Below are 12,617 nucleotides of genomic sequence, written 5' to 3' on the forward strand. Positions count from 1 at the left end.
GGAACCCCCCGTACGACATCGACCCCGTACGACATCAACCCGCCGTACGACATGAGCCCGCCCTGCGATCGACCGCCGTCGTCGCCGCGGCCACGAAGGCGGCGATCGCCGGGTGGGCGCCGCCGCCCGCGCGGAACGCGACCTTCGAGCGGCGGAACAACGGCAGTTCCGTGAGCACCACGCCCGCGGGGCTCGGCACGGCGGCCATCTCCGGCACGAACCCGGCTCCCTGCCCGGCGGCGACCAGGGCCAGCACGGTGCGGAAGTCGTTGACCTGGTGGCGGATCCTGGGCTGGAATCCGGCGGCCTGGCAGGCGCGTACGGCCATCGCGTGACCGGTCGTACCGTCCCGCGCGGTGATCCACGGAACCTCGGCGCAGGGCCCGAGCAATGCCGCCAGTGTCTTCCTGCGGCCGGGGTTCGCGGCCTCGCTCCCGGACCGCGTGGCCTCGCTGCCGGCATGGGTGACCAAGTACATCGGTTCCTCGAGCAGAGGCACCTCGTCCACGGTCGTGTCCGGCGTCGCGGGTACGAAGTCGTAGTCGTGGACCAGGGCCACGTCCAGCTCACCGGCCCGCAGGCCGTCGGACACACGCGCGGAGTCGATCTCCCGCACCATCGGCTCCAACAGGGGGTGCCTGCTCGTCAGTTCGGCGAGCGCGAGGGGCACGATGGTGTGGCCGCCGGAAGGGTACGTACCGATACGCAGTGGCCCGCCGATGCCGTCCCGCGCGCCCGCCAGCTCGGCGACCGCCTGTTCGAGGCGGTTCAGCACCGCGTCGGCGTGCGCGACGAGGGAGCGGCCCGCGGGCGTGAGGATCACGCGTCTGCCGCTGCGTTCCAACAGGGGCACGCCCGCCTCCCGCTCCAGCACCCCGAGCTGCTGGGAGACGGCGGACGCGGTGAAGGTCAGCGCTTCGGCCACGGCGGCGATGGTGCCCCGCCGGTCCAGTTCGCGGAGCAGATGAAGACGACGGACATCGAGCATAAGTTCAGCTTAGGTGTGACGGCGGAAATCTGAAATGGATCTACCGAGTGGGGTGGGCCAGGGTGGGAGACATGAATCCCGAACCGACCTTCACGGGCCTGTACGTCCCCCTGATCACTCCGTTCACCGCCGATCTGCGCCTGGCACCCGACGCGCTGGCCCGACTCGCCGACGAGGCGCTGTCAGCCGGCGCCTCCGGTCTCGTCGCTCTCGGTACGACCGCCGAGACCGCCACGTTGACCGCCGAGGAGAGGGAGACGGTGGTCCGTATCTGCTCGGCCGCCTGCCGGGCGTACGGGGCACAGCTCATCGTCGGGGTCGGCACCAACGACACGGCCGCCGCCATCACGTCCCTGCGAGAGCTGGCGGCCGAGGGGGACGTCGCCGCGGCGCTGGTGCCCGCACCGCCCTACATCCGCCCCGGCGAAGCGGGGACCCTGGCGCACTTCACCGCGCTGGCCGAGCACGGCGGCCTCCCGCTGATCGTGTACGACATTCCGTATCGCACCGCGCAGACGCTCAGCGCCGACACGATCGCCGCGCTCGGCCGCCTGCCGGGGATCGTCGGCATCAAGCACGCGACCGGTGTGATCGACGCGACCACGATGGAGCTGCTCGGATCGCCCCTTCCCGGTTTCGCGCTGCTCGGCGGTGACGACATTGTCGTCTCGCCGCTCGTCGCGGCCGGCGCCCACGGCGGAATCATCGCGTCGGCCAATCTACGGACAGCCGACTTCGCCGAGATGATCGCGCTGTGGCGAAGCGGCTCCGTCGCGCCCGCCCGCAGCCTCGGAACCGAGCTGGCCCGGCTGTCCGCCGCCCTCTTCACCGAACCGAACCCGACGGTCATCAAGGGAGTCCTTTACGCCCAGCACCGCATCCCCAGCCCGGCCGTGCGCATGCCGCTGCTGGCCGCCTCCGCCGATTCGGTCCGCCGGGCGGCACTTCTGGCCGCGGGCCGCGTATCCGCGCATGACGCGCGGGCGCATGCCGGCCCGGTGGCCGGGTCTCGGGTACCGGTCTCAGGTCTCGCATAGTGGTCACTCTCTGGACCCGGTGCCCGGTCACTGTGTTTACATGCGCGTAATACCGTGCCGGCCGTGCCAGAAAGGGCTCCTTTGACCACGCGACCCGATACGAAGACAGCGCAGCCGGTGCTCTCGCAGCTGCTCACCGAGATCGAACACCGCAACCCGGCCCAGCCGGAGTTCAACCAGGCCGCCCGCGAGGTGCTGGAGACGCTCGCGCCGGTCATCGCGGCTCGCCCCGAGTACGCCGAGGCCGGGCTGATCGAGCGCCTGTGCGAGCCGGAGCGGCAGATCGTCTTCCGGGTGCCGTGGCAGGACGACCGCGGCCACGTGCGGGTCAACCGCGGCTACCGGGTGGAGTTCAACAGCGCACTCGGCCCGTACAAGGGCGGCCTGCGCTTCCACCCGTCGGTGAACCTCGGCGTCATCAAGTTCCTGGGCTTCGAGCAGATCTTCAAGAACGCGCTGACGGGCCTCGGCATCGGCGGCGGCAAGGGCGGCAGCGACTTCGACCCGCGCGGCCGCAGCGACGCGGAAGTCATGCGTTTCTGCCAGTCGTTCATGACGGAGCTGTACCGGCACATCGGCGAGCACACGGACGTACCCGCGGGAGACATCGGTGTCGGCGGCCGGGAGATCGGCTACCTGTTCGGTCAGTACCGGCGCATCACCAACCGCTGGGAGGCGGGCGTCCTCACCGGCAAGGGCCGGAACTGGGGCGGCTCCCTGATCCGTCCGGAGGCGACCGGATACGGCAACGTCCTCTTCACGGCGGCGATGCTGCGTGAGCGCGGGGAGACCCTCGAAGGCCGGACGGCGGTCGTGTCCGGCTCCGGGAACGTCGCCATCTACACCATCCAGAAGCTGGCCGCCCTGGGCGCCAACGCCGTGACGTGTTCGGACTCCTCCGGCTACGTGGTCGACGAGAAGGGCATCGACCTCGACCTCCTCAAGCAGGTCAAAGAGGTCGAGCGCGCCCGGGTCGACACCTACGCCAGGCGCCGCGGTGCCTCGGCCCGCTTCGTGCCGGGCCGACGCGTCTGGGAGGTACCGGCCGACATCGCGCTGCCGTCGGCCACGCAGAACGAGCTGGACGCCGATGACGCCGCCGCTCTGGTCCGCGGCGGTGTGAAGGCTGTCTCGGAGGGCGCCAACATGCCCACGACCCCCGAGGCCGTGCGCCTCTTCCAGCAGGCGGGAGTCGCCTTCGGACCCGGCAAGGCGGCCAACGCGGGCGGTGTCGCGGTCAGCGCTCTGGAGATGGCCCAGAACCACGCCCGTACGTCGTGGCCGGCGGAGCGCGTCGAGGAGGAGCTGACGCGCATCATGAACGACATCCACCGCACGTGCCACGAGACCGCCGAGCGCTATGGCGCCCCCGGGAACTACGTGACGGGTGCGAACATCGCCGGCTTCGAGCGGGTGGCGGACGCGATGTCCGCCCAGGGCGTCATCTGACCCCACCGGCGAGCAGCCCGTGTCGCGCCACGGCGGCCGTCACGCGCACGACTGCCGCGCGTACATCGGCACGCGCGGCAGTCGTCGTCATCAAGCGCCGGGCAGCGGCCTCAGTGCTCAGACCGTCTTGCTGAGGCGGTCGGCCAGCAGGGAGGCGAAGCGTGCCGGGTCGGCGAGGTCGCCGCCCTCGGCGAGCAGGGCGGTGCCGTACAGCAGCTCGGCCGTCTCGCTCAGGCCCGGGTCGCCGGGCCGCTGGTCATGTGCCGACTTGACCGCGCTGACCAGGGGGTGCTTCGGGTTCAGCTCAAGGATGCGCTTGACCGACGGGAGCTCCTGGCCCATCGCCTTGTACATCTTCTCCAGGGCCGGCGTGAGGCCGTCGGTGTCACTGACCAGGCACGCCGGGGAGCTGGTGAGCCGGGTCGTCAGGCGCACCTCCTTGACGTCGTCGAGCGTTTCGTTGAGCCAGGTCAGGACTGCCGCGTACGCGTCGGCCTCCTCCGGCGACGACTCCTCCTCGGAGGGCAGGTCCACCGCGCCGCGGGCGATGGACTGGAACTCCGTACCCGCGTAGTCGCGGACCGCCTCGACCCAGATCTCGTCCACCCGGTCGGTGAGGAGCAGGACCTCGTACCCCTTGGCCCGGAACGCCTCCATGTGCGGGGAGTTCTCGATCTGGGCGCGGGTGTCGCCGGTCATGAAGTAGATCTTGTCCTGATCCTCCGGCTTCCGGGCGAGGTAGTCGGCCAGGGTGGTGGGCTCCTCACCGGCGGTGGAGGCGAAGGAGGCGATGTCGAGGATCGCCTTGTGGTCCTCCGATCCGTCGAGGAGCCCCTCCTTGACGGCGGGCCCGAACTCGCGCCAGAACGTGCGGTACTTCTCGGCGTCCTTGGTCATCAGTTCCTTGATGGACGCCAGGATCTTCTTCGCCAGGCGGCGGCGGATGAGCTGGATGTGCCGGTCCTGCTGGAGGATCTCCCGGGAGATGTTCAGCGACAGGTCGGCGGCGTCCACGACACCCTTGACGAAGCGCAGGTGGTCGGGCAGGAGCTCCCGGCTGTCGTCCAGGATGAACACACGCTTGACGTACAGCTGGAGGCCGTGGCGCGCGTCCCGCTGGTAGAGGTCGTGCGGGGCCCGTGACGGCAGGAAGAGCAGCGCCTCGTACTCGAAGGTGCCCTCGGCCCGCATCTGGATGATGTCGAGCGGGTCCGTCCAGTCGTGGCTGATGTGCCGGTAGAACTCCCGGTACTCCTCCTCGCTCACCTCGGAGCGCGGGCGGGCCCAGAGCGCCTTCATCGAGTTGAGGGTGGTCTCCCCCATCCGGACGGGGAAGGAGATGAAGTCCGAGTACCGCTTGACGATCTCCCGGATCTTCCCTTCGTCGGTGTAGTCGTAGAGGGCGTCCTCCTCGTCGGCGGGCCGCAGGTGCACGCGGACCGAGGTGCCCTCGGGGGCGTCCTCGACGGTCTCGATCGTGTACGTGCCGTCGCCGCCCGACTCCCAGCGCACCCCCGTCGGCTCGCCCGCCTTGCGGGTGAGCAGGGTGACCTTCTCGGCGACCATGAACACGGAGTAGAAGCCGACGCCGAACTGGCCGATCAGCTCCGCCGACTCCTTGTTCTCCTTGAGCCGACGCAGCGTCTCGGCGGTGCCGGACCTGGCGATGGTGCCGATCAGCCCCACGACCTCGTCGCGCGTCATGCCGATGCCGTTGTCCCGCACGGTCAGCGTGCGGGCCTCGTTGTCGGCCTCGATCTCGATGTGCAGGTCGTCCGTCTTGAGGCCGTCGTCCTTCAGGCCGGCCAGGCGCCGCTTGTCCAGGGCGTCAGAGGCGTTGGAGATGAGTTCGCGAAGGAAGATGTCCTTGTTCGAGTAGATCGAATGGACCATCAGATCCAGCAACTGCCGGGCCTCGGCCTGGAACTCCAGCGTCTCGGTAGTCATGACTTCCCTTCTGGGCGATTGGTCTGTGCGACGCCAACATTTTCCGACAAGGGTTCCGCGGGGTGGTACGGGGGGCGTGCATTCGGGAGGTAGGGGGGCGGTGTGCGGGCACGTGGCGCGGGGTGAGTCGCGCACCCCACCTGGGCGTTAGCCTCAGCGGATGACTCCTCGCCCGCCGTCGAAGGTCATCACGCGCCGCATCGACGGGCGGATCCGTGCCTACGTCGTAGGCTCCGGCATGGCCGGCGGCAACGACATCTCTGTGCAGGAGCAGACGCGCGGTCCTACACCCCCGGGACGCGACACAAGGGATCGCGAAAGCAGCGGACACCCAGCGCGGTACGGGCTCCTCGCGCATCGACAAGCAGAGATCGCGCCGTTGCAACGCGTCGCACCAGCGGCGGAAGCCGTGTGGCCTCGCCCGTGCAGGATGATGCGTCACTCCCGGCCCACGCTTATGGGATGCTTCCGCTCGGGGGTAACTCAACACCGCCTGCACCAAGATCTGTTGGACGACCTTCGGGGAGAACGATGAGCAGCGGCGCGGCGTTTGCGTGGTTCGGGTCGAGCTGCGGCGGCAGTGCGGGCGGTGCCCGCGGAGCGCACCTCGCCCGCGCCGCTCGGGGTGCCCGCCCTGCCCCTCTCCCCCACCGGCCCGGCGCCTGAGCACGCCCATGCGCTACTACCTCTACGTCTCCACCGCCAAGGTGGACATGCTCTACGGGCAGATCCCGCAGAAGCTCCTGCGGCGGCTCGCTGTGGAGGCCAAGCTCGACCTGAAGGTCGTCAGCCTGGCCCTCCAGTCGCCGCGCTCGGATACGACCGCGTACGACCAGCTCGACCTCGTGGAGGCGTATCTCGACAGGGAATACGACGTCAGCTGGATGACGGAGCCGACGGCCTGGTTCCGGGGGGAAGCGGCTCTGCGGGTCGCGGGGTACGGGGACGCGGATGGTCCCACGCTGATGACGGGGTTCGACGGCGACACGGTCGTCGCCCTCATCGGGTCGGCGCGTCACCTGATCGGCCATCAGGCGTCCCCCGAGATGAAGCAGATCGGTTTCTCGGGCCTGCCGGGGCTCTTCCGGCTGCTGCAGGACGCCCCTCCCGAGTGGGAGCGGCAGTTCGAAGTGAGGTTCCGGGGCCGCATGCCGGGCCGGGCAAGCATCACCGAGAACGTGCTGCGCTGCGCCGAGTCGTTGACCGTGCCACCGATGAACTGCGAGTTCTTGGCTAGGCAGTTGCTGCGGGACACCGTGACGCGTGCGGACGGGCGGGAGGTGACGATCGTCGTCGGGACTCCGCTGTTCGTGGCGATGTCGGACCGCGTGGCCGAGAGTGAGGGGGCCTGAGTGGAGCGGCCCTCTTCGATCGCGGAGCTGATGGACATGCGGATGGCCGGCGACGTGGCGGGACTGTGCGCGGCCACCCGGTCCCAGAACCCGGACGTCGCCGTGTATGCCACCGCGATGCTGGGGAGCAGCACGCCGACGCCGGAAGTACTGGCGGCGCTCGACTTCTGCATCAGCGGTCAGAGTCGGCCGCACAACGGATTGCGTTGGCATGCCATCAGTTCGTTGGGGAGGCTGCGCGTTCCCCACGCCGTCCCCGTCCTGCTGCGTCTTCTCACCGAGCCGCGTGAGCCTCGCGAGCAGTTGGAGGAGCCCGCGTTGGAGGCTCTGGTCGCCATCGGCGGACCGGATGTCGTGCGTGGACTGGTCGCTCTGTGCGGTCGGTTGGCGACCAGCCGGGGGTACGGGACGGTGCGGGTGCTGGACGCGCTGGCTGACCTGCGGGCGCCCCAGGCCGTGACGCCGCTCCTTGCCGCGCTGTGGGAGTACCTGCCAGACCGTGCGGAACGCGTGGTGCGCGCGCTCGGCGCGATCGGTGACCCGCGGGCGGCCTCCGCGCTCCTGGTTCTGGCGCACTCGTCCGCCTCGGACACACACCTGCGCCGGGCGGCGCTCGCGGCGCTGCACGCGTTGCCCACGGCCACATGGCCGCCCACGCATGTGTGGCCGTCCGTCGAGCAGCTCCTGCAGGCACCGCAGCGTGACCCGGACCCCAGAACAGCACGTCTCGCCACTGCCCTGCTCGCCAGGACCCGGGAAGGCCGGGACGTCCTGTGGTCATTACTTCATCGGGCGGCGCACTCCGCCGACCCCGAGTGCCCGCCCCACGCCGTGGCCGCCGTCTGCGCCCACCTCGCGGCGGAGCCCGAACTCTTCGCGGGGCCCGACCGGGACGGGCACATCGCCGCGCTCCGGCACCATCTGCGCGAGTCCACGGCACCGCCGGTGCGCCGCGCCGCGGCCGGCGCTCTCGCCGCCTACGCGGGCACCGAGGCGGCCGGGCCGCTCCTTGCCGTACTGGGCGACGCGCACCTCTGCGACGCAGTCGCGGACCTCCTCGCCGCTATGCCCGTCGCGCTGCCCGAATTGGTGGGGCTGTTGATACGGCCGGACGGTTCCGCGGCCCAACGTGGCGGCGCCGCACACGCATTGGGGCGCATGGGGCGCCCGGAGGCCGCCCCTGCTCTCCTGTCCGTCCTGGCGCAGGACTCGGCACCAGTCACAGTGCGCGCGGCCGCCGCCGACGCACTCGGCGCCCTGCGACACACAGCGGCCGCCGAAGTACTCGCAGCCCTGGCATCCGACGAGGAGCAGCCCGGCACCCTGCGCGCGCACGCTGTACGGGCCCTCGGCGCGATCGGCGTCCCCGACACCCTCGCGGTGGTGTTGGCCTGCGCGCGTTCGCCGCACGAGGCGGTGCGGGCGCGGGCGGTGGCAGCCCTCGGCGAGTTGCCGACAACGGATTCGGCCCGGGCGCTCGGTGAGTTCGTCACGCCCCATGCCGAGCCCTTCCTCGCGCGTGCCGCCGTGCAGGCGCTGTCCCGGATCGGCGCTCCGGCACTGCCGGTCCTCGTCGCGCTCGCCGACGGCCCCGTGGACGACTTGGGCGACGACCTGGGAGCCCAGCTCGTCGGAGCACTCGCCGCGCGCCCCGAGGCCGAGGCGACCGCCGCCCTGAGCCGACTCGCCGCGGCACCACTCCCGCCACCACGGGTCAGGTATGCCGCGCCCCTCGGGGGACCACTGGCCACCGACCGTCCCGCTCAGGAGGCCGCGTCCCTCGCGCTCGTCGAGCGGGCCACGACCGAGTGCCTCACGCCTCTGACGGCGCTCCTCGCCCCCGGCTCATGGTTCGGCGCGCACGAGCCCGCCGCAGCCGCTCTCCTGAAGATCGGCACCGACGAGGCGTACGAGCACGTGCTGGCGTTCTGCCGCAGGACGACCCACTTCCGCGGCTGGCACATCCACGCCCTGGACGTTATCGCCGAAGCACGCGGGGTCCGACTCGGGCCCTAGGGCGTGTCTTTCGGATCAGCCCGGGCCCGCGACGCCTGGCACGGCGCCTCGCGGCGTTGTCGCATCACCCACGGACACCCAGTCCGCAGGCGACGCTCCGCCTTGCGATCCACCGCACCAGACGCCGCGGGCTGTCCGGACCGATCCAAAAGACACGCCCTAGGCCGCCACGCAACGAGCTGTACGCCGTCGGCAGGTTCGGCAGAGCACGGGAGTACTCCTCGTCGACAAGGGCAAGGCCAACGACGAGTTCGGCAACGCTTTCATGGCCTGGTCCACCCCGGAGCTCACGGAGTGAACGGCGGGCGCCGCACGTCAAACGTCCTCATCACGCAACGGGGTTCATGAGGCACACCCCGGAGCCAGCGAGGACGACGACGCGTTCGGCGCCTCCCTCAGCGCGGGCGACGTGGACGGCGACGGCAGGGCCGAGGTCGCCGCCGGTGTCCCCGGCGAGAGCCTGGACACGAGTACCGGCACCGGTGCGGTCGTCCTGCTCAAGGGCGCGTCCAAGGCCGACGGCGGCACGACCGGCAAGGGCGCCGTCACCTACAACCAGACCACCGCCGGAATACCCGGCCTCGCCGAGAGCGGCGACGACTTCGGCCGCCAGGTACGCCTCACCGACCTGAACAAGGACGGCCACGCCGACCTCACCGCCACGGCCCCCGGCAAGGACGCTCACACCGGTGAAGGAAGCTCGACGTCCCCGAGAACGGCGCCAAGTTCGGTCAGCAGCTCGCCGGCTGATCACCGCACCAGGAAACCGAACGCGGTGGCGCGGCGGCGAAGCTTGTGGTGGAACCGCCGCGGGTACCTTCGAGCGCCTCCGCTGAGACTCACGACGTCACGGTGTTGTCCCTACCAGGTGTGGCGCTCGCCGTTGGGGGGACTCATCGGCAAGTGGCGAGACGCGACGTGGGAACGGCGCCGCGTATCCGGTCAGTGGCTGCGAACGAACAGTGTGGGGCCCCCGCCTCGCAGCGGATGGCTCACCAGCCTTTCGGAGCTTCTGCTGACGCACACCGGTCCTGCTGCTGCCGCAGCAGGACCGGTACGCCCCCCCGATGAAGCACCTCACCCCCAAGGGGTCGTGCCCACGCACACCGCGTCGACGATGTCGTTGCGCGGGTCCCCGGCGGAGAGGTTCAGCTGCTCGCCGATCTGGACGTCGGCCACCCACAGCCACTGGCTGCCGGTCCAGTTGTACATGTGGGCCTCGTGGCCACCCCGGTTGTAGACCGAGCTGATCCGGTCGTGAAAGGCCGGGTTCAAGTGGCCCAGGTCGAAGCAGGCGGGCCCGTACGGTGCCCTCCACATGTCCCCGTCGCCGTTGGGGTCGGTGAAGTAGCAGGAGTAGTTGGCCGGACACCGGTCGAAGCCCGAGGCCGCGGCGGAGGCGGACGGAGCACCGGTGGCGGCGAGACCGGCGGCGAGTGTCATGGCCGCGAGCGTCACGGCGGTTCTGCGCTGAATGGCAGAGATCATGGAATCGTGCCTTTCGGGATCATGGCTCTGACGTGTGCGGCTGCTCGCCGGGAAGTGCGGGACGCGGCCTCCGGGAGTGCCGTGGTACGAGCCTGATGCCTGCCGGCTCCGGGAAGTACCCCTTACTTGTAAGGGGTTGTCGACCCCGGCGGCCGCCCTGGGTTGGGCATGGCCGACGCTGTCGATGCGCCGCCCGCGCAGCCCCCGGGGGGCCCGTTCAGCCGACCAGGGCCGCCATCAGGACCTCGCGTCCCGCCACGCCCACCTTTCGGTAGACCGCCTGCATATGGCTGTTGACCGTAGGCGTGGACAGACCGAGCGTGCGCGCGATGTTCTTCGCCGACCGTCCCTGCGCCAGGTGAAGCAGGACGTCGTGTTCACGGGGGGTGAGCCCGTACCAGTCCACGGCCACGGGGATGAGCTTGTCGCCCGAGGCGGGCTGCAGGGTGACCACCGTGTCTCCCGTGGCCAGGTCGTCCAGGGGCTGTGCGTGCAGGACGACCCAGCCGCGTGAGGTGTACAGCCTGCTGGCAGCGGTGCCCTCGGCGGTCCTGCGAGCAGTGTGGGTGATGTTGCACAGGGCGCTGAACAGTGCCTCGTCGTCGATGACCGGGCCTCCGGCCAGGACGTGCTCCCGCAGCCACGAGCGGATCGCGGGGGTGGCTGCCCTGATCCTGTCGTCCCCGCCGACGACCGCCACCCCTGGCGGCCCGGTCAGGGGTGCGACGCGCAGGGGCTTGCTCGCCACGAACCCTTGAAGCGCCGCGGCGAGGGGGCCCGCGAGACGCACGGCGGCCTCGGTCTCCGGCTCGGAGAACGGCCTGGTGCCGCGGCGCCGGAACAGGACCAGGCCACCGCGGACACGGCCGCCGCGGACCAGTGCGAGGCGCATCTCGCTACCGTGGCCGGCGTCGCGCATGACCTCGTGCAGCCGGGCGCTTCGGCGGTGCTCGTGGACACTCCGGCTCAACACGCCCACCGGCGTGGGCCCGAAGATCAGCTCGGGGAACGGGAAGGCCTCGTCGGGCAGCCCGAACTCCCGCTCCAGCGTGCGCTGTCCCTCGACGCCGAAGCCGTTGCGCATGGTCTGGAACGACGCGGCCAGCGTGAGCGGGTCGGCCCCCACGAGCCAGTAACCGTCGTGCGGCACACACCGGCCGATCTCGCCGGAGAGCGCCTCGCCCAGTTCTTCGACCGTCACTGCCTCCGCCCCCACCGAGGGGACGGCGAGCCGGGACTTTTCCGTCTGGGCAGTCACGCCGCAAGTATGACGGCCGGGGGTCAGTGGCCGCACGGAGTTGTCCCGGTCGGGAGCGCCGGTCAGTCTCGCGGTGGGAGCGGACGACGCCGAACGCCAGGCGCTGCTCGGCCTGGTCCTGGGCTGCCCGGTCCCCCTCCCCCCCCGTCCCCTGCGAGCCCACCGCTTGACCGGTACCGGACAACAGCGAAGGGCCTCTACGGCAAGGGACCTTCGTGTGGGTGGAGCGCGGCAGGCCGCACCTCCGGAGCCGCTCCCGATGGAACGGCACGCAATGGCTCGGGCGCGGCGAGCGCAGTCTGCTCATCGTGGTCTGGTCGGTGAGGCGGGGCAGGTGGGCGGGGCAGCACCTCATTCAGCCCATGGCACGGGCGGTCGGCCCCGTAGGTCACGGCGGTGCAGGGTGGTGCGGCGCGGGTGCCTGCCCGGCCAGTCAGTCGAAAGTGCTCGCCAGGTAGGCGTTGCGCATTCTGATGAGGTGGGACATATACCGGCGCAGGAGGAGTCTGTCGACGATGCGCCCGACCGGTCCCAACGGTGAGGCGAAGTCGATGACGTCTCGCATGATGGTGCCGCCGGTGCCGTCCGGCTCGAAATGGTGGGCGTGGCGCCATCGTTTGAAGGGTCCGGACTCCTGCTCGTCCACGAAACACCGGGGCCGGTCGTAAGAGGTGATGCGGGCCTTGAGCCGCCAGGTCAGGCCGAGATGGCGAGCTCGGAAGGTCACCGTGTCACCGAGCGCCAGCTCGCCCTGGGCCTTGCCGCCGACTGCGCGCTCTGAAGAATCGGCCATCGAGCGGACATGTGACTCCACGGTCAGGCATATCGCGAACACCTGGTCCGGGGGTGCGGTGACGGCTGTCACGACCTCGAAATGCTGCACAAGCTCACCCTTCCCCGCCGGTACCGACTAGCAAGATCCGGGCACTCCGAGATGGTTGTCGATTCGGGGCCCGGACGCGGCTCTGAAGTCCTCGCGCGTGACCTTCGCTGCCGCAAGGTCGATACTGCCGACAGCGGCACTCCTCAGTACCGTCGGAAGCCGCTTCGGATCGCTACGCACCGCCGAGACCGCACACTGG

The 12,617-nt window shown here is 70.5% G+C and carries 9 protein-coding genes and 1 pseudogene; 5 read left to right on the forward strand and 5 right to left on the reverse strand.

What is annotated here, in order from left to right; all coding sequences use genetic code 11:
• Positions 1-34: 34 nt before the first annotated feature.
• Positions 35-988: a LysR family transcriptional regulator gene (locus AC07DO_RS09775; protein ID WP_479058204.1), complete on the reverse strand. Its 954-nt coding sequence runs from the start codon at positions 986-988 to the stop codon at positions 35-37.
• A 71-nt stretch (positions 989-1,059) separates the two neighbouring features.
• On the opposite strand from AC07DO_RS09775, the gene AC07DO_RS09780 reads away from it, so the two are divergent.
• Positions 1,060-2,025 carry a dihydrodipicolinate synthase family protein gene (locus AC07DO_RS09780; RefSeq protein ID WP_479058206.1) on the forward strand — a complete coding sequence of 322 codons (966 nt, stop codon included), beginning with the start codon at positions 1,060-1,062 and terminating at the stop codon, positions 2,023-2,025.
• Positions 2,026-2,106: 81 nt separating this feature from the next.
• Positions 2,107-3,474: an NADP-specific glutamate dehydrogenase gene (gene gdhA, locus AC07DO_RS09785; protein ID WP_479058208.1), complete on the forward strand. Its 1,368-nt coding sequence runs from the start codon at positions 2,107-2,109 to the stop codon at positions 3,472-3,474.
• Positions 3,475-3,591: 117 nt separating this feature from the next.
• On the opposite strand, the gene htpG is transcribed toward gdhA, so the two are convergent.
• On the reverse strand, positions 3,592-5,421 hold the full coding sequence (htpG, locus tag AC07DO_RS09790) for a molecular chaperone HtpG (RefSeq protein WP_479058209.1): 1,830 nt from the start codon (positions 5,419-5,421) through the stop codon (positions 3,592-3,594).
• 674 nt (positions 5,422-6,095) lie between these two features.
• Here htpG and AC07DO_RS09795 point away from each other — a divergent pair.
• The 3 genes and pseudogenes from AC07DO_RS09795 to AC07DO_RS09805 all read left to right on the forward strand — a co-directional run.
• Complete coding sequence (locus tag AC07DO_RS09795; RefSeq protein ID WP_479058211.1) at positions 6,096-6,773, forward strand: DUF7019 family protein; 678 nt, start codon at positions 6,096-6,098, stop codon at positions 6,771-6,773.
• Positions 6,774-8,789: a HEAT repeat domain-containing protein gene (locus AC07DO_RS09800; RefSeq protein WP_479058213.1), complete on the forward strand. Its 2,016-nt coding sequence runs from the start codon at positions 6,774-6,776 to the stop codon at positions 8,787-8,789.
• A gap of 409 nt (positions 8,790-9,198) precedes the next feature.
• Positions 9,199-9,438: pseudogene (locus tag AC07DO_RS09805) on the forward strand (hypothetical protein); the annotation flags it as partial.
• Between the two features lie 428 nt (positions 9,439-9,866).
• Here AC07DO_RS09805 and AC07DO_RS09810 read toward each other — a convergent pair.
• From AC07DO_RS09810 to AC07DO_RS09820, 3 genes are all read right to left on the reverse strand, one after another.
• The gene (locus AC07DO_RS09810; RefSeq protein WP_479058214.1) at positions 9,867-10,277 is read right to left on the reverse strand and encodes a peptidase inhibitor family I36 protein; all 411 of its coding nucleotides are present in this window, start codon (positions 10,275-10,277) and stop codon (positions 9,867-9,869) included.
• Between the two features lie 217 nt (positions 10,278-10,494).
• Entirely contained in the window at positions 10,495-11,535 is a 1,041-nt protein-coding gene (locus AC07DO_RS09815; protein WP_479058215.1) for a helix-turn-helix transcriptional regulator, read from the reverse strand.
• A 433-nt stretch (positions 11,536-11,968) separates the two neighbouring features.
• Positions 11,969-12,418 carry an SRPBCC family protein gene (locus tag AC07DO_RS09820; protein WP_479058216.1) on the reverse strand — a complete coding sequence of 150 codons (450 nt, stop codon included), beginning with the start codon at positions 12,416-12,418 and terminating at the stop codon, positions 11,969-11,971.
• Positions 12,419-12,617: the final 199 nt, after the last annotated feature.

It is taken from the genome of Streptomyces sp. NPDC045678 (genome assembly GCF_056432085.1).

Excerpts from the sequence above, each read along its gene's own strand:
- AC07DO_RS09775 (WP_479058204.1), bottom strand. The coding sequence starts at position 988 with ATGCTCGATGTCCGTCGTCTTCATCTGCTCCGCGAACTGGACCGGCGG.
- AC07DO_RS09780 (WP_479058206.1), top strand. The coding sequence starts at position 1,060 with ATGAATCCCGAACCGACCTTCACGGGCCTGTACGTCCCCCTGATCACT.
- AC07DO_RS09795 (WP_479058211.1), top strand. The coding sequence starts at position 6,096 with ATGCGCTACTACCTCTACGTCTCCACCGCCAAGGTGGACATGCTCTAC.
- htpG (WP_479058209.1), bottom strand. The coding sequence starts at position 5,421 with ATGACTACCGAGACGCTGGAGTTCCAGGCCGAGGCCCGGCAGTTGCTG.
- AC07DO_RS09810 (WP_479058214.1), bottom strand. The coding sequence starts at position 10,277 with ATGATCTCTGCCATTCAGCGCAGAACCGCCGTGACGCTCGCGGCCATG.